Raw genomic sequence first — 25,822 nt, 5'->3', positions numbered from 1 at the left:
ATTCTCCTTGCTCCTGGACGTGCTCGTCACTGCCGGTACCAGGTGCCTTGCCGGGCCGGTCTGCTGCAGCGAATACACCCGTTCGGGGACGGCGCAGGCCTGGCAGCCGTTCATACCGTTCTTCGTGTCACCCCAGCGAGACGGGACCGCCGGGGCCCTACGACGAAGGAGTGAATGTGAGCGGCCTGGTTGTGCGGAAAACCTTTGCGCAGATCGAAGAGATCCGGTCGGTGGCTGGGGAAAGCGACGAGGGCGGCCCGCTGCGCAAGGTGGCGGTGTGCGCGGTGGTCCGTAATCCCTTCGCCGGCCAGGGCTTCGTCCATGACCTCTCTGCGATCGTGGAAGCCTCCGACGAGATCGGCACCTATCTCGGCCAGGAAGCGGTCCGCCTGCTCGGCTCTGCTCCGGAGAGCTACGGCAAGGGCGGCCTGGTTGGCACTGCTGGTGAGCAGGAGCACATCAATGCCGCGGTCACCTCGACCTTCGGCAATGCCCTGCGCAAGGCGATCGGCGGAGGCGATGCCTGGATCACCTCCGTCACCAAGATCTCCGGCACGGACGCCACGATCGATGTACCTCTCGCCTTCAAGGACGAGATCTGGGTGCGCAGCCACTACGACGCCATGACCGTGCGCATCCCCGACGCTCCACACCCCGACGAACTGGTGATCATCGCGGTCGTCGCCAACCGCGGCCGGATCAACGCGCGTGTGGGCGGGCTGTCGAAGGCCGAGGCGCAGGCGCGGGTGACGTCATGAGCACCCTCGCTGTCGTCGGCGCCGGCACGGTGCTGTCCGGTGACTACCGCAGCCCGTTGATCGCCGACGCAGACACCGTGGTGAGCGAGGACGGGTTGATCGTCGCGGTCGGCCGGCGCGGTGATCTCGCCGGCCTCGTCGACACCGCCGAGGTGGTGATCGACGCGAACGGCTCGACCGTCGCCCCCGGTCTCATCGACTCGCACTGCCACGTCGTGCTGGGGGACTACACGCCCCGGCAGAAGACCGTGGACTTCCTCGCCAGTTACGTGCACGGCGGCATCACCAGTGTGGTGTCCCCGGGCGAGATTCACGCCCAGGGCCGCCCGCACGACGCGACGGGTGTGAAGGCGCTGGCCATCGCCGCGATGTCGTGTTTCAGGAACTTCCATCCCGGAGGCATGACCGTTCACGCCGGCTCCGTGGTACTGGAGCCCAGCCTGAGCGACGAGGACTTCGCCGACCTGGAGAAGGCCGGCGTGCGGCTGGCCAAGTTCGGGTTCGGCCTGTACGAGGACCCCGCCGACGGATACGACCAGGTGCGCTCGGCCCAGGCCCACGGCATCACCGTGATGTGCCACTCCGGTGGAGCCAGCATCCCCGGAAGCAAGCCGATCACCCCGGACCACTTGCTGCACCTGGCGCCCGACGTGTGCGGGCATGTCAACGGGGGGCCGACCTCACTGTCGGTCGAGGGCGTCGACAAGATCATCGACGAGACGCGGATGGCGTTGCAGCTCGTGCAGGCCGGCAATCTTCGGTCGGCGGTCCGCATCCTCCGTAGGTGCCACGAGGAAGGCCATTTCGATCGGGTCGTCATCGGCTCGGACACCCCGACCGGTACCGGCGTGATGCCGTTGGGCGTCATCAAGACCGTCGCCGAGCTCTCCTCGCTCTCCGGCATCGACCCCGCACAGGTGTGGGCCGCGGCCACCGGCAACAACGCCCGCACGTGGGACCTGCCCGCAGGCTTCATCGCCCCCGGGGCGGCAGCCGATCTCGTGGTCATGGACGCCCCCTGGGGATCCACCGCCCCGGACGCGCTCGGTGCCCTCGCCATCGGCGACATCCCCGGCATCACCGCGGTCGTCACCCAGGGTGTCCTGCGCAATCTGGCCAGCCGCAACACGCCGCGCGCCGCTCGCCTCGTCGACGTCACCCCGCCGATGCCGCACCTGTCCGCAGCCGGCCACTAGGCCGCACCACAAGCAACCAGGGAGCGTGTCATGTCCCTCCACGTCATCTTCGAATCGGCCAAGTGCCAGGGGTACGCCAACTGTCTGATCGAAGCACCCGAACTCTGGGACTTCGACGAGGACAAGAACACCGCCGTGCTGCGACTGGAGAACCCCGACGACACCTTGCGCGCCCACGCCGAGGCTTCGGCACGTTGCTGCCCGGCCCAGGCCATACGCGTGGAGGGCGCGGCATGAACCGCGTCGTGGTCGTCGGAGCCTCCCTGGCCGGCGTCAGCGCCATCGAGTCCCTGCGGGAACGGGGCTTCCAGGGGGGCATCGTCCTCGTCGGCGCGGAAGACCGGCTTCCCTACACCCGGCCCCCGCTGTCCAAGGACGCTCTCGCCGCAGGGCTGAGTGAATCGGCGCTGCGCCTGCGGGCAAGGGAATGGTTCGACGAAAGAGGCGTCACGCTGCAACTCGGAGAGGCAGCCACCGCCCTCGACACCCGCGACCGCCGACTGTGGCTCGGGTCCGATACTTCCCTCACCTATGACGGCTTGGTCATCGCCACCGGATCGATATCGCGCCGGATGCCCATGACCCTGTCCATGCCGACCGCACACACCCTCAGAACCTACGACGACGCGGACATGCTGCGTCAGGCACTGCAGCGTGGCGGTCACCTGGTGGTCATCGGCGCCGGATTCATCGGCCTGGAGACAGCGGCCACCGCCCGCGCTCTCGGCCTGGACGTCACCGTCGTCGACGTCATGCCCACCCCCATGTACCGGTTCGGAGAACAGGTAGGGGTCTGGTACGCCGATCTGCACGAGCGCAACGGAGTCCGGATCGTCTGCTCCACCGGCGTCGACTCATTGCGCGCGGTCGGCGATCGCGCCCACGTGCTGCTCGACACGGGGGAGACCCTGACCGCCGACACGCTCCTCGTGGGAGTGGGCGGCATTCCGGCGACGGCCTGGCTGACCGGCTCGTCGGTCGGCTTCGCCGACGGTGTGCGCTGCGAGCCGGACCTGTCCACCGGCGTTCCAGGGGTCGTCGCCGCCGGCGACGTCGCCCGCTGGCACAACAACGTCTTCGACGAGACCATGCGTGTCGAGCACTGGACCAACGCCGTCGAACAGGGCATACACGCGGCGGGAACACTGCTGGGCGTAAGCGATCCCTTCGAGTCCGTTCCCTACTTCTGGACCGACCAGTTCGAAGCCAAGCTGCGCTGCGTCGGACGCATCTCTCCGGACGACACCATCGCCGTACTGCGCCGCGACGAGAACTCGCTCGTCGCCGCCTACGGACGCGACGGCACCATCCGCGGAGCGGTCTGCGTCAACGCCCCCCGGCAGCTCGCCACCCTGCGCAACGCCATCGCGCAGCGCGCGGACTTCCGCGAGATCACCGGCAGTAGCACCACCCCGGTGACCACAACGCCCTGACCATCCTCTGCCCGCCGGCTGCTGTCCCGGCAGCTCGGCCCGGACATCTACCGAGCAAAGGAAGCCCCATGCCCCAGTCGTCAGTCGCCGCCAACCGCGACGCCCTCTCCACCATCGAACTCTTCCCCCAGGACGAAGACTGGTCGCTGCAGACCATGCGTCTGCTGGCACAGGTCGCCGTCGGCGGCTCCGACCTGTTCGAGTGTGCCCGCACCGCCGCCCGCATCGGCCGCACCAGCACCGACGGCGAACTGTGGCAGAAGGAATGGAGCCGCACCGCACAGGAGGTCGCCGCCGCGGCCGAAGCCGCCCTCGCCGAGGGCAACATCACCACCGCCCGCCGAGCCTTCATGCGCTCCTGCGGCTACTGGCGTCACTCGGAGTTCTTCCTCAACTCCGACGACCCGCGCCGCGAACTCGCCTACACCACCGGCACGAAGAATTTCCAGCGCGCCGTCGAGCTCTCCGACGGTGTCATCGAGCGCATCAAGGTGCCCTTCGAGGGCATCACCATGGACGGCTACATCGTCCGCCCCGACAACTCCGGCAAGCGCCGGCCCACCGTCCTGTTCCTGGGCGGCGCCGACTCCTGGGCCGAGGAGCTGTACTTCATGGGCGGCACCGAGTTCCCCGCCCGCGACATGAACGTGGTCATGGTCGACACCCCCGGCCGGGGCAGTTCGCTGCGCTTCAAGAAGCTGTTCAGCCGCCCCGACTACGAAGTCCCCGTTGCTGCCATCCTCGACTTCCTTCAGCAGCGTGACGACGTCGACGCCGACCGCATCGGTGTGGCCGGCGTCAGCTTCGGCGGCTACTACGCCCCGCGAGCCGCCGCCTTCGAACCCCGCATCAAGGCCGTCGCCGCCTGGTGTGGCACGTGGAGCATCCTCACCGACTTCTACGAGTTCTACCCGCCGCTCCAGCAGCAGTTGCAGTGGCTGTCGGGCTCCAAGGACGACGCCGAGGCCCGCGAGAAGCTGGCTGCGTTCACCCTCGACGGCGTCGCCGACAAGCTGTCCATCCCCGTGTACGTCATGCACGGCACCGACGACATCATCATGGACATCGCCGGCGCCCGCCGCTTCATCGACGCCCTGACCACCAAGGATGTCACCGTCGACATCTACGACGGCGCCGGTTCGCTGCACTGCAGCTACGACTACTTCTCCGTGGCCACCGCCCGCCTGGCGGACTGGTTCCTCCACAAGCTCGACGCCGACCAGACGATGGCCTGAGCCCCCTGGTCACGCCCCGCACCCACCGGCCCCAGGCCACAGGGAGGTGACTTCGTGTACGCGATCCACCAGCTCCTCTGGGAGATCCGCCGCGATCCAGAGGTGAAGAACGCCTACCAGGCCGACCCCGACGCCGTCCTCGACTCGTACGGCATCGACGGCGAATACCGGCAGTGGATGAAGGACCTCGACTTCAAGGCCCTGTACGAGAGCGGCATCAACCCCTACCTGCTCTATTTCTGCGCCATCCAGCTCCAGGTCGACCGAGCCCAGTACTACGCCCAGATACGAGGGGAGACGCAACGATGAGCCGCAACGGACGCATCGTGGGAGTCTTCGCGGCCTCCCACTCGCCGGGCATCACCGGCTGGCCCGAACGGGTACCCGCCGATGTCCGCGCCACCGTGGAAGACGCCTACGCCGAGGTGCGCAAGCGGATCGAAGATCTGCAGCCCGACGCCGTCATCGCCGTCTCGGTGGAGCACTTCACCAACTTCAACCTCGGCAACCTGCCGTCCTTCGCCATCGCCACGGCCAAGTCCTATCTGGGGCCCACCACCGCGGAGATGGCCGCCTTTCTCAACGTCGAACAGCACCACTACCCCGGTCACGCGGAGCTGGGCAGTCACCTGTACGCCCACGCTCTGCGGGCGGAGTTCGACCCCGCCCTGGTCGAAGGCGGCCTGGAGTTCGACGAGAACTTCTGCGTCCCGCTCAAGCATCTGGACCCGGACTCGAAGTATCCGCTCGTCCCGGTGATCGTCAACGGCGTCAATCCGCCCTGGCCCACCCCCAAGCGGTGCTACGACCTGGGACGGATGATCCGTGATGCGGTCGAGGCCCAGAGCTTCGCCCCGCGCGTCGTGGTCCTGGCGACCGGAGGCCTCTCGCACTGGGTGGGCCTGCCGGAATCCGGCTCCATCAACGTGGACTTCGACCGTGACTTCGTCTCACGCCTTGAGTCCGGAGACCCCACGCGCCTGACCGACTACACCCAGGACGACATCGATGCGGCCGGCAACGGAGCGCACGAGATCCGCACCTGGCTCGCAGCCGCGGGCGCCGCCCAGACCGGCTTCGACGTACTGGCCTACGAACCCGTGCCCGAGTGGCTCACGGGCACCGCGGTCGCAGCCGCCCGGCTGTGACACACCCTTCCCTTCCACTGTCCAAGGAGAAACCACATGAGCAAGCTGCCCAAGGTCACCGGCCGTGACATGCGGGGCGTGATGGCCTACCCGCCCACCCCCGCCCTGCCGGGCGCCGAGCGCGTCGACGCCGTCGACACCGTCGACCTGCAGGAAACCGAGCGGATGATCGGCGCCCTCATCCGCGACGGCGTCGACGCCATCGCCCTCAACGGCACTCTCGGCGAGATGGCCACCCTCACCCTGGAGGAGTGGAAGGCCTTCGCCGCCTGCGCGGCTGAGACCGCCCGCGCCATCGACCCTGACTTCCCGCTCTTCATCGGAGCCACCACGCTCAACACCCGGGACACGGTGGCCCGGATGAAGTACCTCGCCGACCTCGGTGTCACCGGCACGCTGCTGGGCCGGCCGATGTGGGGCGAGATGGTCGCCCCGGTGATGGACCGCTTCTACCGCGACGTGGCAGAGGCCGTGCCCGAACTCGCCATCGTCGTCTACGACAACACCGCTGCCTTCCGCGGGATCATCCCCCGGAGCGTGTACAAGACCCTCGTCGAGCTGCCGCAGGTCGTCGCCGTCAAGTACGCCGGTGGCGCTTCCGTCGGCTTCCGGTACCACAACGACATGGCGCACACCGGCACCAGCTTCCCGCTGATGTCGATCGAGACGGACTGGTTCCCGGCCTGGGAGCTGTACGGCGAGGAGCTCGTCGGCATGGCCTGGTCCTCCACCACCGCCATGGGGCCCGGCCCCGTCCTGGAGCTGCGCGACGCGCTGCAGCAGGGCCGCACCGACGACGCCCGCTGGCTGACCGAGCGGCTGCGCTGGGCCCACGAGCCCTTCCTCGTCGGCCAGGACTTCATGGAGTTCGCCAAGTACAACATCCCGCTCGAGAAGATCCGGGTGAACGGCGCCGGCTACATCAACGTCGGCAAGTGCCGCCCGCCCTACACCGAGGACCTCGTCCCCGACGTACACGTCCAGACCACGGCCCAGCACGTCGAGCGCTACGCGCAGATCAAGACCGAGATCGAGAAGCGGTTCGGGCCGCGTACGCCGAAGCACCAGGGATGACCGATGACACCACAGGCGGAGCAGCAGCAGCTGGATGCCTGGGTTGAGAACACCCGGGCGGGGATCACCGCAGGCCGGTTCCCCGCCCGGGCCTTCAACGACCAGGCCGTGTACGACCTCGAGCAGGAGCGCCTGTTTTCCAAGGCGTGGTGCTTCCTCGCCCACGAAAGCGAGATTCCCGCACCCGGTGACTACGTCACCCGCTCCATCGGCAACAACAACCTCATCGTCGCCCGGGACGAGCACGGTGAGATCCATGCCAGCCTGAACATGTGCCGGCACCGCGGCAACGTGATGTGCAAGTCCGAGATGGGCAACGCCTCGCACTTCCGCTGTTCCTACCACGGATGGACGTACAAGAACTCGGGTGAACTGATCGGCGTGCCCTACATGAAGGAGGGCTACGAGGGCCAACTCAAGCGCAAGGACTGGGGCCTGGTCAGCGTCCGCGTCGACAGCTACGAAGGCCTCGTCTTCGGGACGCTGGACGGGCAAGCCCCCACACTGGCCGAGTACTTGGGCGACTTCCGCTTCTACCTCGACCTCTGCCTCAAGCACGGCTTCGGCGGCTGCGAGGTGCACGGGCCGCCGGACCACTGGATCGCCGACACGGACTGGAAGATCTGCGCCGAGAACTTCGCCGGCGACGGCTACCACACCCCCGTGGCTCATCAGTGGGGCTTCAACCTGGGCTACTTCCCGTCGTCGGGTTCCACGCACAGCCAGGGCTGGGCCGTCAGCATCCCCGGCAAGGGCCATGGCATCGGACTGGGCCACAGCCCCAACTTCCCGGCCTTCGGCGGATTTCCCGACGAACTGGTCGAGGAGATGAAACAGACCCTGACGCCCGAGCAGGTCGAGGTCTTCGCCAGGACCCGCACGGCGGTGGGCACGGTCTTTCCGAACCTCTCCTTCCTCATGCAGCCCTTCAGCCTGGTGCCCGGCGAGCCGGGGGTCCGCTTCGTCACCATGCGGCTCTACCACCCGGCCGGCCCCGGACGCATGGAGATGTACTCCTGGTGTCTGGTGCCCAAGAACGCCTCGGAGGAGTACAAGTCCGAGGCCTACCGCGCCTACACCCTGGCCTTCGGACAGGCCGGAACCTTCGAGCAGGACGACTTCGAGAACTGGACCAAGGTCACCCAGTCCGCGGGGGCGACCATGGTCAAGGACCTCGACTTCCCCTACATCATGGGCATGCACAGCGAGCCCGACCCCGAATTCGCCGGTCCCGGCCATGTCGTCACGCCTTATGTCAACGACACCAACTTCCGCAATCTGTGGACCCGTTGGGGCGACTACCTGGCCGGGGAGGCGTGATGGGCGACCAACTCCCCGTGGACCACACCACGGTGGCCGACATCCAGGCGTTCCTGTACCGCGAGGCGCTCGCCCTCGACGAACGGCGGTTCCGTGACTGGCTGGCCATGCTCACCGACGACATCACCTACGAGGTGCCTGTCCGGGTGACTCGTGAGGCCCAGGCCGACTGGGAGCTGGCCCCCACCTCGCGCATCTTCGACGACGACCGTCAGACGCTGGAGGTGCGCGTGCGGCGGCTGGAGACGGATTTCTCCTGGGCCGAGCAGCCGCCCTCCCGCACCCGCCACTACGTCACCAACGTGCTCGTCGACGCGACGGACCTGCCGGACGAGTACCTCGTGCACTCCAACTGCTTCATCTACCGAAGCCGAGGAGACAGCCCGACGCCCAGTTTCTACTCACTGTCCAGGAAGGACACCGTCCGTAAGGAAGGCGACGGATGGCGGCTCGCGCGGAGGTGGGCGGCGTTCGACCAGTCGCTGATCAACGCGCACAACCTGTCCATCTTCGTCTAGCCGGCTCCCGCCGCACTGATCAGGAGGCCATGGTGGACACGTCGAGCCACACGCCGAACATCGAACGCCCGGACATCGGTGAAGAGTCCCACTACCCCGAGGGCCCGGGCACCGACGGGCCGATCATCATCGCGAACGAGTTCGCGGACGTGGTCATCCGCAAGGTGGAGACCAGGAACGGCATGCGCCTGGACATCTGGTCACCCCGCCGGGGCAGCCGTGTTCTGTTGGACGCCGTGGCACTGGACTGCCTCAGCTTCCAGGAGCCCGACTTCATCACCGAGATGCTGGCCAGGAGGCCCGCACCGTGAGCGGGCGCCTGGAAGGGATGCGTGTTCTCGTCGTGGGGGGCGGCGCCGGCATCGGCAAGGGCGCGGCGTTCGCCTATCTCGACGAGGGCGCAGTGGTGACCGTAGTCGAACGGTCCGAGGACCACGCCGAAGCACTGCGGCGGGAGACCAAGGGCAGACCCCTGGAGGTGGTCGTCGGGGACGCGACCGCTCCGGCTGTGCTCTACCAGGGCCTGTCGCAGGCCATCAACACGACCGGCGGGCTCGACCATCTCACCTGCTGTGTCGGTGTGTTCGACCACTATGCCTCGCTGCGCGAGCTGTCCGTGGACGAACTCGTCACGGCGGCCGAGGAGACCTGGCGGGTGAACGTCCTGGCCACGCTCGTCGCGGTCAGGATCGCCTGGCCCGCTCTGCACGAGGCGGGTGGCTCCGTCACTCTGACCTTGTCGGAGTCGGCGTTCCACCCCGTGGGCGGCGGGGTGCTGTACGGCAGCTCCAAATGGGCTCTGCGCGGGGCGGTGCAGCACCTGGCGGCCGACCTGGCCCCATCCGTCCGGGTCAACGGCGTGGCCCCCGGCGGCACCAGCGGGACCGGTTTCTCCGGCCTCGCGGCACTCGGGGAGAGCGAGTCGTCGGTCGGTGCGGTCAGCGGTAGGGATGAGCGGATCGCCGCGGGCACCATGCTCGGGGTGACACCCTCACCGGCCGATCACGCCGGCGCCTACGTCTACCTCGCCGACCCGAGGGCCTCCCGGGTCGTAACCGGCATCGTCATCAACAGCGATGGCGGGCGCGCCCTGCGGTAGTGCGTCGTACAGGGCGGAGTTCCATGACCGAGCCGGAGGTGCCCAGAGGTATCGCACCGACGTCTGAGTGACCCACTCAGACGGGGAGGTCAGGGTGAGCCACGCCGCAGTAGGGCGGGTGGTGGTCTGCGAAGACCACCACCCGCCCTACCGCCTTTCGGGGCCATGCGTCGAGGCCCAGATCAGTTGGATCAGCCCGGCGCGGTTGGTGACGTCCGTCTTGGCGTAGATGCGCTTGAGATGCTGTTTGACCGTGTTCTCGGAGACGAAGGCGCGTTCCGCGATCTGTTTGGTCGTCAGGCCCTCGCTCACGAGCTGGGCGATGTCCCTCTCCCGGTTGGTCAGAACCTGCCAGTCCGGCAGCCGGCCCTCGGACTGCCGCCCGGAGTGCTCGAAGAGCACCGTCGCCGCGGCAGGCGTGCCACCCGCCAGTCGGACTGTCTTGGCGATGACGCTCTTCCCGCCGGCCGTGGAGACCGTCCGGCTCACCACCCTCTTGCCGTCGCGGGCGAATACCGCGGTGGCGTCCATGATGGCGCGGGCCAGCCCGTCGGCGGTGGGCAGGCCCCCGTCGGGGCCCAGCGGTACGGGCCATTCACGTCGCGCGGCACGGTTGAAGAACAGCACCCGACCGCCGAGGTCGGTGATGATCACCGGGTAGTCCAGATGATCGAAAGCGTTCTCGATCAGTGCGGTGCGCTGCGCCGTCGCCTCAAAGCGCAGCGAGCGTTCCATACCCCGTCCGACGTGTTCGGCGATGCATTGGGCGGCGGTCAAGTCCGCGTGTGAGAAGGGTTCTTGGGAGGCGCTGCGCGCGAAGTTGATCGTGCCGAAGAACACCGCTCCCGACATGACGGGGGCCAGGAGCGAGTGCTCGTACCGGGCTACTGCCAGAGCCTGGCGGGCCCCGCTGCGGTCCCACTGCCCGCCGGGCAGACGTGACGAGTCCAGAGCCGTCTTCTCGTCCATCACCCGGCTCAGGATCGGGTCGTCGTCCCGGCCGTACGCCTCATAGGCGTCCAGGAACTGGTCCGAGGTGACGGCGTGCACGTCCAGAACTCGTCTGGAGTGCTCGTCGAGTCGGTACAGGCCGACGGCACTGGCCGGGATCACGGCGCGCACGTGGGTGAGGTAGGCGTCGACGACTTCGCTTCGGGTGAGCGCCGACTGCATGGCCAAGGCGAACCGCTCTGTGCTGTGGGGGTTCGGGCTGGTGGTTCTCATGATGGCTCCAGACGGTTGAAGCACGAATGAGGCGTCTGGTTACAACGACCACGGACCGGACGCGGGGGAGGGGCGCTGCGGCCCCGCCTCACGCGTCCGGTCGTGGCAGGCCGGCAATACGGTCTTGCCGGTCAGGGTTTGCTGGTCACGCCAGGTTGGCCGCGTCGCGGCCGGACCTGATGCCGGTGTGGATCGCGCCGTCGATCAGGGCGTAGCTGCCGCTGGCCAGGTCAGCCCCGGCGAACAGGACCCGGCCCGCTCGGTCCCCGACGAGGTCGAGCTGCTGCTGCAGCTGTCCCGGGGCGGGCACGGCCCACGTGCCGCGGAACATCGGGTCGGTGGTCCAGCTGTGCGTGGCGACCTCCAGGACTTCGAAGTCGGGCAGCCAGGCCCGCAGCACCCGCTGCACTTCGGCGGGGGAATGACCGTTCACCGCGGTGGCGTCGGGGCCGAAGGCGACAGCGATGTGGTCCTCGCCCACTGGCCGGTCGTACTGCAGCAGCACGAAGGGGTGCCCCTCCGGCGCGAACGCCATGTACGGGGCTCTGTCGCCCTTGATACGGCAGAGGACCTTCAGGCCTCCGGAGATCTGTCCGGCCTCGCCGACGGCGGTGACCTGCGGACGCTCGGGCGAGAACTCGATCCGCGACAGGACGTTCACCGGCACGGCGCACACCACCGCACCCGCCACGACCGTGGACCCGTCGGACAGTTCGATCTCCACGCCCGAAGACGTCTCGGTCACCCGCCGGGCGGCCGTGGACATCCTGAAGTCGGCCTTGATGTCGGAGACGATGCCGTCGACCAGGAGCCCCGTCCCGCCCGTGATCTTGTAGCGGGAGATGACGTCCAGCATGACCTGCCAGTCCCAGCCGGCCAGCGCCAGCCAGCGCAGTGCGAGGGTCAGGCCGGCTTCGCTGAGCGGAGCCTGGCAGGCGGCCGCCCAGAACGAGGACACCATGGCCCGTTCCTGCCGGCTCATCTCCACCCGGTCGAGGAAGTCGCCGAGGCTGAGCTTGTCGAAGTCGAGGGCCGCGGGGGAGAACAGCGGGTCCTGCGGGCGGGGGTAGGCCTCGCGGGCGGCCTCGGCCAGGGCCTGCATGCCCTTGTCCAGGAGGCCGAAGACCTCTTCCTCCGAGCCCTCGGTGACGGCGCCGTCGTCGAGGAAGAGCAGGTGCTCCGGTGGGGCGAACTCCTCGATCTTCAGACCGTAGCGTGACACCTCCGACCACACATGGGGCTGCAGCCAGTGGATGTCGGTTCCGCCCATTTCTATCCGGGTGCCGAGGCGGTCGTCGGTCCAGGTCCGTCCGCCCAGTCTGTCCAGTGCCTCGATGAGGACCACGGACCGCCCCAGCTGGGAGGCTTCCCGGGCGGCTGCCAGACCGGCGAATCCACCACCGATCACCGCGACGTCGTATCGAGCGCTCACCTGACTACTCCAATCTCCACCGAGAACTTGCGGAAGGGCGCGTGGAACGTCCAGGTGGACTCGCTTCCACGCTGGAAGAAGGCGGAGTCGCCGGCTCGCAGTACCAGCTCCTCCTCTTCGCTGGTCTTGATGTGGACCTCGCCCTCGATGATCCAGACGTACTCGTCGGCCTCGAAGAGGTAGGGCACCGCGGTGCGGTCCGGGTACGCCCCCTCGGCGACACGGAAGACGCCCGTGCGGACGTCCTCACGGCCGCGGACTTCGGAGAGCTGCCCGGTCTCGCGTCCCTCGACCAGGAAAGGGACGTATCCGCGCTCCAGTTGGGCGGCATCCACGACGGTGTGCTGGGTTCCCATGGTGAGATCCTTTCGGTCGTGCTCCACAGTTGGCCGGGCCGTCACCGTGCCTCGGCCTTCGAGTCTTCGGACAGGCCCTCGGCGCTGTTCGACAGTTGCTTGCCGTGGCGTTCGGCCCGGCCTGGCAGCAGGAACCCGATCACGGCGAGGACCGGGACGAGCCAGGGCAGACAGTTGGCGAACCAGGTGGTGGAACCGGTCTGGACGCTCCAGTTCTTCAGCAGGAACACGATCACCGTGGCGAAGCCCGCCCCGGCGATCAGCGGGGCCGCCAGCCGTACCCACCAGTTCTCTCCGCGGTGGTCACGGCCGAAGAAGTACATGACCGCGACACACAGCACCCCCCATCAGCGTGATCAGTCCGAACGTGCCCACGGCCAGCAGCAGTGCGAAGACGGTCGTCGGGGCGACTCCCGCGAGGTAACAGGCAAGGATGACGACCATGGCGATCACGGTCTGCGCCAGGCTGGAGTGGTGGGGCGATTTCCACTCCGGGTGGGTCTGCGCCAGCTTCTGCGGCAGCATGCCCTCCCGTGCCAGGGAGAACTGGTAGCGGGAGACAGCGTTGTGGACGCCCAGACAGGCCGCGAAAGTGCTGGTGACGAACAGGACCTTCATGACGACGACGAAGGCACCGCCCAGGCTGTTGTCGGCGACCGTGTAGACGAAGTTCGTCATGTCCGTGAGCGCCGCGTTCTGCACGTGGTCCGGACCGTAGGCCAGCACCAGCACCCACGAGGAGACCATGTGGAACAGGGCGATGACACCGACTGCCACGTAGGCGGCTCGCGGGATGGTGCGCCGCGGGTCCCGGGCCTCCTCACTGTAGATCGCGGTCGCTTCGAATCCGATGAAGACCACGACGCAGAACATGAACCCGGCCCCGACGTCCCCGTGGAAGATGTGGTCCAGTTCGAACGGAGCGGAGGTGTAGCTGCTCGCCGGGGTCTGGAAGATGACCGCCACATCCATGACAGCGATCACTGCGACCTCAGCCAGCATGAGGATGCCGAGCACCCCCGCACTGAGGTTGACGTCCCGACGGCCGAGGATGCCGACCAGGGCGAGACCGGCGAGCATCAGGACGATCCAGGAGATGTTCCAGCCGGTGGCCTCGTGGATGAACGCGGAGGTGGTAAGCGACAACAGCGCCCACAGGGCGAGGATCATGGTGTGGTAGCTGAAGAGAGCCACCAGTCCTGCGGCCTGCTGCGCCCGGCGGCCGAAGGCGGACCCGATGTACACGTAGAACCCGCCGGCGTCGACGACATGCCTGCTCATCGCGGTGTAGCCGACCGAGAAGAGGATCAGCAGGGCTGCGACGAACAGGAACAGGCCGGGAACGCCTGCCCCGGGACCGAGAGCGAAGGCCAGGGGGATCCCGCCGATGAGGGCGGACATGGGACCGACGGTGGCGACCACGAAGAAGACGATCGCGGTGACGCCGAGCGAGCCGGTCCGCAGAGCGGTGTGCTGGGCAGGTGGCCCAGGCGATGTGGCGTTGCTACTCACTGGGGCGTCCCTGCTCACTGGTAGGGGTAGATCCTGCGGCCGTGATTGACCGAGACCCACTGAAGGGTCGTGAGTTCGTCGATGCTTGCCGGACCGTTGAGCCTGCCGATCCCGGACTGCTTCTCCCCGCCGAACGGCACGATCGGTTCGTCGGCGATGGTGGCGTCGTTGATGTGGATCATGCCGGTGTCCACACGGCGGGCGATGCGCATCCCGCGGGCGATGTCCCGGGTGTGGACGGCGCCACTGAGCCCGAAGTCGCTGTCGTTGGCGATGGCTATCGCCTCGTCGTCCGTGTCGAACTCCAGCAGCAGCACCACGGGCCCGAACAGTTCCTCCCGTGCGATGTCCGCGGACGCCTCGACGCCCTCCAGCACGGTCGGGGCGAACACGTTGCCCTGGGCCGAACCGCGCAGCAGCGCGGTCGCTCCGCCGTCGACCGCGGCGTCGACCTTCTGCTCCAGCGTGGCGACAGCGCAGGCGTTGATCAGCGGACCGACGATCGTGTCGGGAGCGGCGGGGTCACCGGTCCTCAGTTCGGACACCTTCGTGAGGAAGCGCTGCTTGAACTCCGCCGCGATGGAGGAATGCAGCAGGATGCGGTTGGCCGACATACAGATCTGGCCCTGGTGGGTGAACCGGCTGAACACGGCCGCGTCGACGGCGTAGTCCAGATCGGCGTCGTCACACACGATGAAGGCGCTGTTGCCGCCCAGTTCGAGAATGGCCTTCTTGAAGTGGCGTGCCGCCACCTCGCCGACGTGGCGGCCGACGGCCGTGGACCCGGTGAAGGCCAGGACCCGGGGCACAGGATGCTCCAGGAAGTAGTCGCCAATCACCGGGATCTCGGTGACGGTGACATTGAGGAGACCGGCCGGCAGTCCCGCCTCCTCGAAGATTGACGCAAGCAGAGTGCCGCCGGTGATCGGAGTCTCCTCGTGCGGCTTGACGACCACGCCGTTGCCGGTGGCCAGAGCCGGTGCCACACACTTCATCGACAGGAAGAACGGGAAGTTGAACGGGCTGATGACCCCCACGACCCCGACCGGCTTGCGGAAGACATAGTTCTCCGTGTCCTCGACCGGGGACGCGAGGATGCGCCCCTCCATGCGCAGCGGAAGGGTCGCTGCCTCCTTGAGACAGTCGACCACGAGCCCGATCTCGAAGCCCGCCTTGAGCCGGGTTCCCCCCACTTCGGCGACGATCAGTTCGGTGATCTCGTCCGCCCGTTCCTGCACGATGCGGGCGGCGTTCTCGAACACCGCCCGCTGCGCGTAGGCGCTCTGCCTGCTCCACCCCTGCTGTGCCGTCGCCGCGGACTGGTACGCCTGGTCGACGTCCTCCCGCGTCGCCACCGCGAAGTCGCAGATCGGGTCACCGCTGTAGGGATTGAGATCGACGAGTTTCTTCTCGCCGGAGCCGTTCCGCCAACGGCCTGCGATGTACTGCTGGGCCAACTGCACCGCGTCCATCAGTCGCCTCCAAATAAGGTGGCCGGACTCACAGAGGTCCGGCTTGACCGGTGTGGGGCGATCGTGGCAGCCGCACCAGCGGGTGGCTTCCGTAGAACTACGGACGTGCACCGCCAGAACTACGGAGACGTGTTGCGGATGCTTCAGGCTGCGGACGGACGATGTTGAGGTGGGCGACACCCGAGCCGGGTACTCCGGGGGTGCTGCCCTTGGTGGGCGTAGAAACCGGCGCCGGCAGTCGAGCCACAGGGGCCAGCACCGGGTGGACGGTCTTTGGTTTGCGAGGACAGATGCCCCCGGCGCACCGGAGGAGCGTGATCGTCCGCCGGTTACCCAGGCGGCTGGCCGTCGCGGTCGGCGTAGAGCATCCACGCGGCCACCTGCGTACGGTTGACCAGCCCAAGTTTCGTCAGGATGTGATCGACGTGGCTCTCGGCCGTCCTGGGTGAGATGGTCAGGGCGCGCGCGATCTCGCGGTTGCTCATTCCCTGCGTCAACAGGTGGGCGACCTCCAGCTCCCGCGCCGTCAACGGCGCGGCAACCGTCTTCTGCGAACGGGCGGGGCTGTGCTCCGACGCGGCCCTCAGCAGCTCATCGCGGCTGAGCCGCCCGCCTTCACTGTAGGACTTCTCAAACGCCGGCCCGCCGAGCGCACCACGGCTGGCGCCCTGACATCGCTCCCGGTGCTCCCCGACCACCCGGAAACCGGAGAAGTAGCCGCCGAGCACGCTCCACATGCGGTCGGCGGCGCCGAACAGCCGGGCGGCGGCCTGATGCCGGCCCTCGCGGGAATCACACCAGGCCAGCAGCTCAACACAGTGAGTGAGAAGCAGCTGGTCGCGGGACGACCGCAGTACCGAGAGCGCTGAGTGCCGTGCGCTTTGCAAATCGTTCTGCATCCACGAGTTCACGCCTTGTGCGTACTCGATGTAGCCGCGCCACATCACGTCCTCGTACTCATCACAGGTGGTCAGCCCGCGATGAGCGAGCACAAGAGCCTGGGCGGAGTCCCCTGACAGCGCGGCCAGCAAAACGGCCACGCCACTTGCGTCCATGAACAGTACGCGAGCACGCGCATCATTCAGCCGCTCGTAGATCGCCAGCGCCTGGTCCAGCCGATTCCGTGCGGTGTCCAGCCGGCCGTACGCCATCTCGACCATGGCATCGACCTGCAGACTGAGTCCTGCGTTGAGCCCGTGTCCCGCCCCGTGATCTTCGGATCTGGCGGTCCGCAGAAGCCTTTCTGCCGAGCGCAGTTCGTCCTGGAGCACACACAAGTACGCCTGCACGTACAGTGCGCGGGCACGTGCGGCCGCGTCCCCGGAGGGATGGGCCAGAACCCGCCGCAGGACATCGCGGCCTTCGGCCAGGCGGCCGCTGATGAACCAGAAATCCCAAAGGTCGGCGGCCATACGCACTGCAGTATCCCCCTGCGAGGATGCCAGGCTGTGGTCGATGGCTGCCATGACGTTGGCGTAGTCGAGCTGCAGCTGGTCCAAGCGGCGAAACTGCCCTGGGCCTGGCAAGTCGCGGGTGAACCGCGACAGCACGCGCTCGTAGTGCTCCATGCGGAGGGCTGCCAGCTGTTGACGGTTGTCCACGCCGTCCAACTTCTCGTCACCGTATTCACGGGTGACGCGCAGCAGCCGGTAGCGGCTCAGGCCTGCGATGTCGTCCACCACGACCACGGACTGGTCGACCAGGGAGACGAGGACGTCCAGGAGATCCACTCTGGCCAGGGGAGGAGCCCCGCAAACCGCCTCGACCGCAGACAGGTCGAACGTGCCGTCGAACACGGTAAGCCGACACCACAAAAGTCTTTCCACATCCGAGCAGAGTTCGTAGGTGCCGGCCGTCAGGGAACGCAGTTCGCGATGGCGCGGGGCGACGTTTTGGGTACCAGCACGCGGGAAGTCCGGGCTCCCCTGCATCCGGTCGATGATCTGTTCCACCGATAGAGCCCGCACCCACGGGGCCGCCAGCTCGATGGCCAGCGGCAGTCCGTCGAGACGCCGACACAGTGACGCGACGGCTTCAGCGTTGTCTTCCGTCACACCAAAGTTCGGGCGCACGAGTCGGGCCCGATCCACGAAGAGCCGGACGGACGCGTAGCTCGTCGCGCTTTCGGCCGTTGTCCATGCGCCCGCTGACGGAACCGGCAGCGGTGCGAGCGTCATGAGCGTGCCCCCATCGACATAGAGCGCGCGGCGGCTTGTTGCCACGAACCGGGTGCGGTCACCGGCTCTCAGAAGCTCCTGAAGCGTTGCGACGCAGTCGGCACTCAACAGTTCGCTACCGTCCAGTACGACCACGGCTTCGAGCTGCCGAAGGCCCTCCACGATCTGCTTCAGAGGCAGCGAGGCGTTCTCCCGCATGCCCACGGCAGCGGCGATGCACGAGCGCAGGTCCTCGGGCTCCCGTACCGCAGACAGGTCGGCGACGAAGACGCCGTTGTCGTACTGCTCAGACCACTCCTGGGCGACCTCCGTGACCAGCCGTGTCTTACCCACACCACCAGGCCCTATGAGCCCGACGAAACGACTGGACTGCACAGCACGCTGCAGGGTTTCCCTCTCGCGTTCCCTGCCGACAAAGGAGGTGGCGTAGCGGGCAGGGCGCGCCCCGACTGTGGCGTCGATCAATTCAGTCCTCGCATCTCGGCCACGCCCGGCCCGCTACGTTCGGTGTCTCAGCAGGGCGCCGATGGGTGTGCCGGTCATGGCATCCCCGAAGGGCAGGGGACAGGGGGGCGGTGATCCAACGAGTTGTTCTGTGCGTTTGCGCCTCATGATGACATCCAGCCATTTCGGTCCGAAAGCATCGTGCCTCCGGATCTTGCGCAGCTCCAGGAGTACTCACGTTCCGGGCCACCGGAGGGCGTCGAGCCATGCTTCTGGGCACGCGTCCAAGTCGAACTGCCAAGCAGGTCTGCCGTTCGCCAGGCTGGGCCGATGACGGCGGCCGCACCGATCGCGCGTCCTGATTCCTCCGAGTGCTGAGCGATCCTCAGACACTGTTCGGACGTTCCCCCGGCAGGTACATTCGACTCCCAGTGGGTCAGAGAATCTTTGCTCGTGGCGTGGTCGGTTCGAGGGACATACATGATGGCCAGCAGTCGTAGCGCTATTGCGCTCGCGGCAGATCTGGTTCGTGCGGGTTCGTTCGACGAGCTCGCGCGACGGCTGTATGGCGGGATCGATGACCTTTTCGGGCCGGTGTGCGTCGGCTTCGACCTGCTGGACCCGGACACGCGCGAGGTGCGGCGGACCTCCGCGCGTGGGGTCAGCGACTACTTCATGGCCCGGTACGACAGGTTCGCGCGGCGTACCGACCCTGTGCTCAACTCCGCGATCGACCACCGGGCGGTCACCTACAACCTGTCGATGATGTCGTCTGCCGAGTGGCGGTCCTTGGTGATCTACCAGGAAGTGTTCTCCTTGCACAGGATGACGAGCCTGGTGTACGCGCCGGTGGTGGCCGACGACCGGGTGGTCGCGACGCTCAACCTCGGGCGGGAGGACGGGGCCGACGGATTCGACGCTGCCCATCTGGAGCAGGCCGGGGCCCTCGCCGACCTCCTCGGCGCCGTGCTGGGCTCTCAGCGGCGGGCTGACACCCTCGCCCGGCGGGCGGACCAGTACGCCGCCGCCATCGACCTGTGCGACGAGGCGATGGTGGTTACGGACCTGCGCGAGGGTGAGCGGCACGTCAACCCCTCGGCCGCCGCGATCCTTGCCGGCCGTTCCCCCGCAGAACCCTCGCTGGACGAGGAGATGGCGCTCCATCATGCCCGCGCCGCCGGGTCGGTCGAGCGGTCGAGCGCGCTGGTCAAACGCTCGGTGACGTTGGAGGACAGCGACGCGCTTGTCACCTTCCTGCAAGCCGGCAAGGGCGGCGAGAGGCTACCGGCGTGGCTCTTGCAACGGCTGACGCCCCGCGAGGCCGAGGTCGCGGCGCTGGTCGCCCGCGGCTACCGGGATGGAGAGATCGCGCGGCACCTGGTGTTGAGCACGCACACCGTCAAGGGCTACCTGCGGGAGATCTACCAAAAGCTCGAGGTCCGGTCCCGGGTGGAGCTGACCCGGCTGGCCGCCGACAAGGAGCGGTGACCCCCCTCTTTCGAGGGGGGTGGCAAAGACCGCCCATGTGCGCCTGACCCGGCCGGGTCCGCCGGGCCTAATGTCCCGGACTACCCGAGCGGCGCTGCAGTGACCACCGATGAGGAACGGGCCTGTTTCCGCCGAACGCTGCGCGCCGGGACCGACCATCGAGTACGGGAGCGGAGCCATGGCAGTTGCCTCCAACCAGACCAGCGAGGAGCTCGCGGCGATCGACGCCGAGTTCCTGATCCATCCGCACGGCGCGCCCGGCCCCGGGGAGCGGATGATCGTCACCCGGGGCAAGGGAGCCAAGATCTGGGACTCGGCCGGCCGCGAGTACATCGACGGTACCGGTGGCGGCCTCTGGGCCAACCTGGTCGGTCACGGCCGTGAGGAGCTCGCCGACGTTGCCCGCAGGGAATTGGCCGAGCTCGGATTCTTCTGCACGTTCTGGGAGTTCTCCAACCCCGCCCAGATCCAGCTCGCCCAGCGGCTTGTCGAGCTCGCCCCGGAAGGTATCGCCAAGGTCAACCTGACCGCCGGCGGCACCGAGGGGATCGAGGCCGCGCTGAAGATGGCCCGGCTGTTCCATTTCGAGTCAGGGCACCCGGAAAAGCAGTGGATCCTGTCCCGCCGCAGCAGCTATCACGGCGTTGGGTACGGTTCCACCGCAGCCACCGACTTCGACTGGCTCCGGCACGGATTCGGGCCCCAGCCGGGCGGTTTCGCGCACCTGACGCCGCCATGGCCGTACCACTCGGAGTTGTACGGCGACCAGGACCCGAGCGACTTCCTCATCGCCGAGCTCCAGCAGACGATCGACCGGATCGGCCCGGAGAAGATCGCAGCGTTCGTCGGCGAACCGATCATGGGTGTGGGCGGCATGCTCGTGCCCCCGGACGACTACTGGCCGCGGGTCGAGGCGGTCCTCCGGGAGCACGACATCCTCCTGATCCTGGACGAGGTGGTCACCGGCTATGGCCGGGCCGGCCACCACTTCGCCGCCGAACGGTTCGGCCTGCGCCCGGACATCATCGTCACCGCCAAGGGCATCACCAGCGGATACTTCCCGGTGGGCGCCGTGTTGATGACCGAGCGGGTTGCCCAGGGCATCACCAGCGGGGACCATGGCTTCCCCATTGGCTACACCTACGCCGGACACCCGGCCGGGGCCGCAGTCGCCCTGGCCAACCTGGACATCATCGAGCGCGAGGGGTTGGTGGGCAGGGCGGCGAAGATGGGCGAGTTCCTGGCCACCCGGCTGAATACCCTGCTGGACGTGCCGCTGGTCGGCGAAGTGCGCAGCGTCGGCCTGATGGCAGCGGTAGAGGTGGTCACCGATCGGAAGACCCGGCGCCCCATGGGATCCGTCGACGCGATCGCGGCCGAGATCCGTGCCGCGCACGGTGCCATCGTCCGGCCCTCGGTCGGGTCGGCGCTGATCTTGTCGCCGCCACTGATCATCGAGGAGGGCGAGCTGGATGCCTGTGTGCAGGCCATCGGTGACGTGCTGCGGCGGACGGACGCCGACGGCACCGTGAGGGCGAGGAGCTGAATGATCACGGATACGGACGCGGGGATAGATGTCGCAGCGGCTGGATCCGGCGGATTGCGGGCCAATGCTGTGGGCGCGGCCGGCATCGTGTTCTTCGTCGTTGCGGCCGCGTCACCGCTGTCGGCCGCGTTGGGCGGGAGCCCGGCGGCGGTCGGTGCAGGCAACGGAGCCGGTGCGCCCGGCGCGTATCTGGCAGTCGGTGTCATGCTGCTGCTGTTCTCCGTCGGATACGCGGCGATGAGCCGGTACGTCACTGTCGGCGGCGGCTTCGCGGCGTACATCCAGGAGGCCTTGGGCACCAGGATGGGCCGTGGTGCGGCGTACCTGGCCACCGTGTCGTACGTCGCCATGCAGGTGGGCCTCTACGGCATCTTCGGTTTCTTCGCCCATGTGGTGTTCGGCCGGCAACTCGGGGTCGACCTGTCCTGGTCAGTGTGGGCGTTCATCGCCATGGTGCTGGTCGGTGTGCTGGCCTATGTCGAGATCGACCTGTCCGCCAAGGTTCTCGGCGTGCTGATGATCTGCGAGGTGGTCGTCCTACTGGTGGTCGACTTCGCGATCGTCGGCAAGGGCGGTGCGCAGGGTGTCACGTTCACCAGCTTCAGTCCGGCCACTGTTACCGGCGGCGCGCTGGGCATCGCGCTGATGTTCGCGTCCGCGTCGTTCATCGGGTTCGAGGCCACCGCGATCTACAGTGAGGAGGCCCGTGACCCGGACCGCACCATTCCCAGGGCGACCTACGCGTCGGTTCTGCTCATCACGGTGTTCCTGGTATTCACCGTCTGGAGCTTCGTCATCGGCCATGGCGCAGACAAGGTCCAGGGTGCGGCGCGGCAGAGTCCGGACGCCTTCGTGTTCACGCTCTCCAGCCGCTACGTCGGCCCCGTGTGGACGGACGTCATGCAGTACCTGCTGATCACCAGTTTCTTCGCGGCGCTGCTGGCCTTCCACAACACGATCGCCCGTTACCTGCTGAACCTGAGCCGCCGCGGCTGGGGCCCGAGCCTGCTGGCCCGCACACACCCGAAGTACCAGTCTCCGCACGTCGCCGGCGTGGTCCAGAGCGTCGTCGGCGCCGTCATCGTGGGGATCTTCGTGGTGGCCAAACTCGACCCCTACACCGCGCTGTTCTCCTGGACAGTCGGCCTGGGCACCCTCGGGGTGATCGTGCTGCAGGCGTTGACCTGCCTTGCGATCATCACGTTCTTCCGACGGCGCAGAACCGGGCTGAGTGTGTGGCGCACGCTGATCGCGCCCGGCTTGGGCGGCGCGGGCCTGGTCGCCGCGATCGTGCTGGCGCTCAAGAACTGGGGAGTGCTCGTCGGCGCGGGCACGGGTTTTTCGGGCTACCTGCCGTGGATCGTTCCCGCGGTGATCCTCATCGGCGTCCTGCTCCCGGTGAGCGCCGGCCGGAATTCCGCCACTTCGAACCCCGCCAATTCGTTGACGGCCGCCGACCGTGGCTGACTCTCCCACTTCGCGGTGGCCGTGAGGCCGAGATCGTCTGAGACGACCCGCGCCGCCTTGGAGGAGGCCATCGCTTTCATGAAGCTCATGAACGGGTGGGCATCGCTGCGGTACGTGCCGTATTCGAGGAGCGCCCGCCAGGGTGGGCGCCGAGGCCGTTGTTCACAGCAGGCCGGGATGGACCCGCGGGGTCGCTTCAGATCTTTGGGCGATAAGGGGCTGACCGCCCGCCCCGCAACGGGGAGACGTCCCTCCCACGCATGTCTGCCGCCGGCCAACTGCAGCTCTGCGGAGAGCCCCGCTCGCAGCGGCAACCCCACTCCCCAAACTAGGTACTGCCCTTGTTGCGGCAGCAGACGACAGCGTTCCGCAGCTACCCAGAGCAGCAGACCTGACCTGCGAAGACGCCCGACGCGTTCCCGAAATCAAAGAGGGCCGTTCCTGGGGCCGATTGGGACAAGCCGCTGACCTGCGGCTTAGGAATTCTCTGCAAGGCCCGCGGGCCGCGGGTACGGCGGCCGATCAGGCGGGGCAGCAGTTGGGCGGTGCCGGGCTGCCAGCGAATCCACTCAGTCGCCCCGCCCTTGGCGATGATCTTCCCGCGCTTGTCCTGCGGGTACAGGGTCGTAGAGCATCTTCCACGGCGTCTTCTCCCGCAGGGGGACGTCCAGGCGCCAGAGGGCGGCGATCTGGTTTTCGGCCAGGGCCTTGGTGCGGTCGGGTTGCGCCGGCCGCCGTTCGATGCCGATCGAGATCGGGCAGGCGTCACCGCAGCCCACCGTGATGACGTGGTCGGACGCCTGCACCGCCTCGGTAGTGAGGATCCTGGGAGTGGCGGAGGAGATGTCGATGCCGACTTCCTTCATGGCCTCGGCGGCGGCGGGGTTGACCTGGTCGCCGGGGATGGAGCCTGCGGAGCGGACCTCGATGCGGTCGCCCGCGAGGTGGTCGAGGAATCCGGCGGCCATCTGCGAGCGGCCCGCGTTGTGGACGCAGACGAAGAGCACGGAGGCGAGCGGCGCGGACGGGGACGAGCCCACCATGCGGTGGCCGACGGCGTGCACGCAGACGTCGTCCGTGCCGCCAACCTGCTGCCGCGGCACAACTGCCGGTCCTCGGGCAGGGCGGGCGTCCGGCAGCAATTCGTGCTACGGCCGGGGGGACTGAGCGAGGTAGCAAACGGTGCTGGTGAATCTGTCCTCCAGGTCCCAACTAGCAGCCGATGTCAGTGGTGTTCGCGACACTGTCGGGATGAAACCGGGAAGCAGGCTCTTCAGCAATGGCGAGTTGGCTGTGTCGCTGGCACAGCAGCTCGACAGGATCGCCAACGTCGTCGCGGGAGTGAATGAGGACCGGCTCCTGACCGTCCCTGAACATGATCTGGCCGAACCTCTGGAACGTGAATTCCTGGTCGAGGTGCCAGTCCTCGACCAGGACGGCATCACCACCGAGTCAGTGGAGGACGGCTTCACCCGAGCTCGTCAGTTCGGGGAAGAGGTTCGGATCCTTCAGACGGCGGTGACCTTCGCCGTTCCCTTCAGCGGTGACCGATCCGTGTTCGCTCTCCAGCCGAGCACGTTCACATTCAGCGCTCCGGACGCAGATCTGCGAGACGGCGAGCTGCTGATCTACTGGACCGGCCCGCTGAACCCGGACCCCAGCGCGATCAAGCAGGGCCTGGAGAAACAACTGGCAGAGATCCGGAAGTGGCTGGGCTGGAGCGCTAGCCAGATCGAGACCTACAACCAGCAGGTCAGGCAAAAGATCACGCAGGAGATCCAATCCCAGAAGGCGCGGATCCTGGGTAGACGCGACCTCGAATCGGCTCTCGGATTCCCCATGCGCAAGCGGTCCGACGCTGCGACCTACACCGTTCCCGTCACCCGCAAGAAGATCGTGGCAGTCCGGTCCACGGATGCGGTCAGCCCCTTCCGACCTGAACCGGCACTCGACGACGCCCAATACGAGGCCGCCTGAGGTCGCGGCGAGGCGCACGGAATGATCCAGGAGCACCCCAACTTCAAGCGTGACGGCCAGCATGCGACGGAAGATAGGCGCGACTTCGTCCTTCATTCGAGCAGTGACCGATCCCGCGAGATCAAGCTCGCCTTCCTTCCGTTCGTCCTGCCCAAAACCCCCTGAACCGCCGAAAGGAGCAGCCGATCTCTTCCCCTCCTGTTACGAGCGGGTCGGGTCGGGCGACACGGACAGCGCGGACACCGGCCGTAGACCGTAGTACTGCACTAGCAGCAAGTGAGCTCCGGGTGGTCGAACCTGCCGTGACCAGCTCTCTCCAGCAGCTCGCCTGCGATCATCGGCGTCCTTCCGGGCACTCCCGCACGCAGGGGAGTCAGGAACTTCGGCGACTCTGCGCCTCGCAGCCTCGCCCGCTCGCAGCACGTCATGCAGGCCCGTACGTCGTCGGGTTCAGGGGACGGATTCACGAGGGACAGGGTCAAGGGAGCCTCCGGGAGTCGACAGCGGGCTTATAAAGACCCCGAACTGCGGTACCGGATCCGTTTCACCAACACCGGCACGTTCCCGGTGACGGTGTTCCGCCTGCCGTCCCTCGACGAGCGCGGAGCCGGCCGGGTCGCCATCGCGTTCGACGACCTGGAGCCCGTCGTGCTGACGGGGCAGGCCATCGCCACCGCCAACCGGGGCGATGCCTGGGCGCGCAACGTCGAGGAGGGCATCGAGAAGCTGACCGGCGCGCTGACGGTCACCGCCCCTGGGGAGCACGTGCTCCGTATGCTGATGGTCGACCCCGCCATCGCCGTCGACCAGATCGTCGTCGACACGGGCGGCCTGCCCGTCAGCTACCTTGCGCCGCCAGCGACTTACCACCGGGCCTTTGACAACGAGGCTGCGGCCACACCACGTTCACTGGAAGAGGAGCGCTGACGTGGATAGCGGCACTGCT

At 67.6% G+C, this 25,822-nt stretch carries 25 protein-coding genes; 17 read left to right on the top strand and 8 right to left on the bottom strand.

Going from position 1 to position 25,822, the window contains the following annotated elements; all coding sequences use genetic code 11:
- Positions 1 to 170: 170 nt before the first annotated feature.
- From ABT009_RS38265 to ABT009_RS38210, 12 genes are all read left to right on the top strand, one after another.
- A complete protein-coding gene (locus tag ABT009_RS38265; RefSeq protein WP_351305748.1) occupies positions 171 to 758 on the top strand; it encodes an amino acid synthesis family protein in 588 nt (195 codons plus the stop codon).
- Complete coding sequence (locus ABT009_RS38260) at positions 755 to 1,954, top strand: amidohydrolase family protein (RefSeq protein WP_351305747.1); 1,200 nt, start codon at positions 755 to 757, stop codon at positions 1,952 to 1,954. Before ABT009_RS38265 ends, ABT009_RS38260 begins: the two co-directional genes overlap by 4 nt.
- A 30-nt stretch (positions 1,955 to 1,984) precedes the next feature.
- Positions 1,985 to 2,191: a ferredoxin gene (locus ABT009_RS38255; RefSeq protein ID WP_351137574.1), complete on the top strand. Its 207-nt coding sequence runs from the start codon at positions 1,985 to 1,987 to the stop codon at positions 2,189 to 2,191.
- Positions 2,188 to 3,387, top strand: coding sequence for an NAD(P)/FAD-dependent oxidoreductase (locus ABT009_RS38250; RefSeq protein ID WP_351305745.1), 1,200 nt, complete (start codon positions 2,188 to 2,190; stop codon positions 3,385 to 3,387). The genes ABT009_RS38255 and ABT009_RS38250 overlap by 4 nt, the downstream gene beginning before the upstream one ends.
- Positions 3,388 to 3,455: 68 nt before the next feature.
- Positions 3,456 to 4,622: an alpha/beta hydrolase family protein gene (locus tag ABT009_RS38245; protein ID WP_351305743.1), complete on the top strand. Its 1,167-nt coding sequence runs from the start codon at positions 3,456 to 3,458 to the stop codon at positions 4,620 to 4,622.
- Between the two features lie 54 nt (positions 4,623 to 4,676).
- Positions 4,677 to 4,931, top strand: a complete 255-nt coding sequence (locus ABT009_RS38240) for a hypothetical protein (protein WP_351137581.1) — start codon at positions 4,677 to 4,679, stop codon at positions 4,929 to 4,931.
- Positions 4,928 to 5,770, top strand: coding sequence for a DODA-type extradiol aromatic ring-opening family dioxygenase (locus ABT009_RS38235; protein ID WP_351305741.1), 843 nt, complete (start codon positions 4,928 to 4,930; stop codon positions 5,768 to 5,770). The genes ABT009_RS38240 and ABT009_RS38235 overlap by 4 nt, the downstream gene beginning before the upstream one ends.
- 36 nt (positions 5,771 to 5,806) lie before the next feature.
- On the top strand, positions 5,807 to 6,844 hold the full coding sequence (locus tag ABT009_RS38230; RefSeq protein WP_351137585.1) for a dihydrodipicolinate synthase family protein: 1,038 nt from the start codon (positions 5,807 to 5,809) through the stop codon (positions 6,842 to 6,844).
- A gap of 3 nt (positions 6,845 to 6,847) precedes the next feature.
- Positions 6,848 to 8,164, top strand: coding sequence for an aromatic ring-hydroxylating oxygenase subunit alpha (locus tag ABT009_RS38225; protein ID WP_351305739.1), 1,317 nt, complete (start codon positions 6,848 to 6,850; stop codon positions 8,162 to 8,164).
- Positions 8,164 to 8,682 carry an aromatic-ring-hydroxylating dioxygenase subunit beta gene (locus ABT009_RS38220; protein ID WP_351305737.1) on the top strand — a complete coding sequence of 173 codons (519 nt, stop codon included), beginning with the start codon at positions 8,164 to 8,166 and terminating at the stop codon, positions 8,680 to 8,682. Before ABT009_RS38225 ends, ABT009_RS38220 begins: the two co-directional genes overlap by 1 nt.
- Positions 8,683 to 8,711: 29 nt before the next feature.
- Positions 8,712 to 8,993 (top strand): dihydrodiol dehydrogenase, encoded by a 282-nt coding sequence (locus tag ABT009_RS38215; RefSeq protein ID WP_351305736.1) that lies wholly within the window; start codon positions 8,712 to 8,714, stop codon positions 8,991 to 8,993.
- Positions 8,990 to 9,781 (top strand): SDR family NAD(P)-dependent oxidoreductase, encoded by a 792-nt coding sequence (locus ABT009_RS38210; protein WP_351305734.1) that lies wholly within the window; start codon positions 8,990 to 8,992, stop codon positions 9,779 to 9,781. The genes ABT009_RS38215 and ABT009_RS38210 overlap by 4 nt, the downstream gene beginning before the upstream one ends.
- Positions 9,782 to 9,928: 147 nt before the next feature.
- Here the strand turns inward: ABT009_RS38210 and ABT009_RS38205 are convergent, their stop codons facing one another.
- The 7 genes from ABT009_RS38205 to ABT009_RS38175 form a co-directional block, all read right to left on the bottom strand.
- Positions 9,929 to 11,005 (bottom strand): LuxR C-terminal-related transcriptional regulator, encoded by a 1,077-nt coding sequence (locus tag ABT009_RS38205; RefSeq protein WP_351305732.1) that lies wholly within the window; start codon positions 11,003 to 11,005, stop codon positions 9,929 to 9,931.
- A gap of 145 nt (positions 11,006 to 11,150) precedes the next feature.
- Positions 11,151 to 12,437 (bottom strand): flavin monoamine oxidase family protein, encoded by a 1,287-nt coding sequence (locus tag ABT009_RS38200; protein WP_351305730.1) that lies wholly within the window; start codon positions 12,435 to 12,437, stop codon positions 11,151 to 11,153.
- Positions 12,434 to 12,793 (bottom strand): cupin domain-containing protein, encoded by a 360-nt coding sequence (locus ABT009_RS38195; protein ID WP_351305728.1) that lies wholly within the window; start codon positions 12,791 to 12,793, stop codon positions 12,434 to 12,436. The genes ABT009_RS38200 and ABT009_RS38195 overlap by 4 nt, the downstream gene beginning before the upstream one ends.
- A gap of 41 nt (positions 12,794 to 12,834) precedes the next feature.
- Positions 12,835 to 13,134 carry a hypothetical protein gene (locus tag ABT009_RS38190; RefSeq protein WP_351305726.1) on the bottom strand — a complete coding sequence of 100 codons (300 nt, stop codon included), beginning with the start codon at positions 13,132 to 13,134 and terminating at the stop codon, positions 12,835 to 12,837.
- Positions 13,097 to 14,305 carry an APC family permease gene (locus ABT009_RS38185; RefSeq protein ID WP_351305724.1) on the bottom strand — a complete coding sequence of 403 codons (1,209 nt, stop codon included), beginning with the start codon at positions 14,303 to 14,305 and terminating at the stop codon, positions 13,097 to 13,099. Before ABT009_RS38185 ends, ABT009_RS38190 begins: the two co-directional genes overlap by 38 nt.
- A 14-nt stretch (positions 14,306 to 14,319) precedes the next feature.
- The gene (locus ABT009_RS38180) at positions 14,320 to 15,777 is read right to left on the bottom strand and encodes an aldehyde dehydrogenase family protein (RefSeq protein ID WP_351305722.1); all 1,458 of its coding nucleotides are present in this window, start codon (positions 15,775 to 15,777) and stop codon (positions 14,320 to 14,322) included.
- Positions 15,778 to 16,106: 329 nt separating this feature from the next.
- Positions 16,107 to 18,419, bottom strand: coding sequence for an ATP-binding protein (locus tag ABT009_RS38175; protein ID WP_351305720.1), 2,313 nt, complete (start codon positions 18,417 to 18,419; stop codon positions 16,107 to 16,109).
- A gap of 459 nt (positions 18,420 to 18,878) precedes the next feature.
- Between ABT009_RS38175 and ABT009_RS38170 the strand changes: the two genes are divergently transcribed.
- The 3 genes from ABT009_RS38170 (at position 18,879) to ABT009_RS38160 (ending at position 22,899) form a co-directional block, all read left to right on the top strand.
- On the top strand, positions 18,879 to 19,886 hold the full coding sequence (locus ABT009_RS38170) for a LuxR C-terminal-related transcriptional regulator (RefSeq protein ID WP_351305718.1): 1,008 nt from the start codon (positions 18,879 to 18,881) through the stop codon (positions 19,884 to 19,886).
- 178 nt (positions 19,887 to 20,064) lie between these two features.
- Entirely contained in the window at positions 20,065 to 21,432 is a 1,368-nt protein-coding gene (locus tag ABT009_RS38165; RefSeq protein WP_351305716.1) for an aminotransferase family protein, read from the top strand.
- Positions 21,433 to 22,899 (top strand): APC family permease, encoded by a 1,467-nt coding sequence (locus ABT009_RS38160; protein WP_351305714.1) that lies wholly within the window; start codon positions 21,433 to 21,435, stop codon positions 22,897 to 22,899. It abuts the gene before it with no gap.
- Positions 22,900 to 23,468: 569 nt separating this feature from the next.
- On the opposite strand, the gene ABT009_RS38155 is transcribed toward ABT009_RS38160, so the two are convergent.
- A complete protein-coding gene (locus ABT009_RS38155; protein ID WP_351305769.1) occupies positions 23,469 to 23,942 on the bottom strand; it encodes an arsenate reductase ArsC in 474 nt (157 codons plus the stop codon).
- Positions 23,943 to 24,150: 208 nt separating this feature from the next.
- Between ABT009_RS38155 and ABT009_RS38150 the strand changes: the two genes are divergently transcribed.
- The gene (locus tag ABT009_RS38150; protein ID WP_351305712.1) at positions 24,151 to 24,876 is read left to right on the top strand and encodes a hypothetical protein; all 726 of its coding nucleotides are present in this window, start codon (positions 24,151 to 24,153) and stop codon (positions 24,874 to 24,876) included.
- Positions 24,877 to 25,302: 426 nt separating this feature from the next.
- Positions 25,303 to 25,803, top strand: a complete 501-nt coding sequence (locus ABT009_RS38145) for a hypothetical protein (protein ID WP_351305710.1) — start codon at positions 25,303 to 25,305, stop codon at positions 25,801 to 25,803.
- The last annotated feature ends 19 nt before the right edge of the window (positions 25,804 to 25,822 follow it).

It is taken from the genome of Streptomyces sp. NPDC002896 (assembly GCF_040295225.1).
Classification (GTDB): Bacteria; Actinomycetota; Actinomycetes; order Streptomycetales; family Streptomycetaceae; genus Streptomyces.
The sequence above is the reverse complement of the archived record's forward strand: the minus strand, read 5'-3'. Positions and strand labels throughout refer to the sequence as shown.

Excerpts from the sequence above, each read along its gene's own strand:
- ABT009_RS38205 (WP_351305732.1), bottom strand. The coding sequence starts at position 11,005 with ATGAGAACCACCAGCCCGAACCCCCACAGCACAGAGCGGTTCGCCTTG.
- ABT009_RS38230 (WP_351137585.1), top strand. The coding sequence starts at position 5,807 with ATGAGCAAGCTGCCCAAGGTCACCGGCCGTGACATGCGGGGCGTGATG.
- ABT009_RS38165 (WP_351305716.1), top strand. The coding sequence starts at position 20,065 with ATGGCAGTTGCCTCCAACCAGACCAGCGAGGAGCTCGCGGCGATCGAC.
- ABT009_RS38160 (WP_351305714.1), top strand. The coding sequence starts at position 21,433 with ATGATCACGGATACGGACGCGGGGATAGATGTCGCAGCGGCTGGATCC.
- ABT009_RS38255 (WP_351137574.1), top strand. The coding sequence starts at position 1,985 with ATGTCCCTCCACGTCATCTTCGAATCGGCCAAGTGCCAGGGGTACGCC.
- ABT009_RS38220 (WP_351305737.1), top strand. The coding sequence starts at position 8,164 with ATGGGCGACCAACTCCCCGTGGACCACACCACGGTGGCCGACATCCAG.
- ABT009_RS38195 (WP_351305728.1), bottom strand. The coding sequence starts at position 12,793 with ATGGGAACCCAGCACACCGTCGTGGATGCCGCCCAACTGGAGCGCGGA.
- ABT009_RS38235 (WP_351305741.1), top strand. The coding sequence starts at position 4,928 with ATGAGCCGCAACGGACGCATCGTGGGAGTCTTCGCGGCCTCCCACTCG.
- ABT009_RS38215 (WP_351305736.1), top strand. The coding sequence starts at position 8,712 with ATGGTGGACACGTCGAGCCACACGCCGAACATCGAACGCCCGGACATC.
- ABT009_RS38150 (WP_351305712.1), top strand. The coding sequence starts at position 24,151 with ATGAAACCGGGAAGCAGGCTCTTCAGCAATGGCGAGTTGGCTGTGTCG.
- ABT009_RS38145 (WP_351305710.1), top strand. The coding sequence starts at position 25,303 with ATGCAGGCCCGTACGTCGTCGGGTTCAGGGGACGGATTCACGAGGGAC.
- ABT009_RS38155 (WP_351305769.1), bottom strand. The coding sequence starts at position 23,942 with ATGGTGGGCTCGTCCCCGTCCGCGCCGCTCGCCTCCGTGCTCTTCGTC.
- ABT009_RS38180 (WP_351305722.1), bottom strand. The coding sequence starts at position 15,777 with ATGGACGCGGTGCAGTTGGCCCAGCAGTACATCGCAGGCCGTTGGCGG.
- ABT009_RS38245 (WP_351305743.1), top strand. The coding sequence starts at position 3,456 with ATGCCCCAGTCGTCAGTCGCCGCCAACCGCGACGCCCTCTCCACCATC.
- ABT009_RS38250 (WP_351305745.1), top strand. The coding sequence starts at position 2,188 with ATGAACCGCGTCGTGGTCGTCGGAGCCTCCCTGGCCGGCGTCAGCGCC.
- ABT009_RS38225 (WP_351305739.1), top strand. The coding sequence starts at position 6,848 with ATGACACCACAGGCGGAGCAGCAGCAGCTGGATGCCTGGGTTGAGAAC.
- ABT009_RS38260 (WP_351305747.1), top strand. The coding sequence starts at position 755 with ATGAGCACCCTCGCTGTCGTCGGCGCCGGCACGGTGCTGTCCGGTGAC.
- ABT009_RS38170 (WP_351305718.1), top strand. The coding sequence starts at position 18,879 with ATGATGGCCAGCAGTCGTAGCGCTATTGCGCTCGCGGCAGATCTGGTT.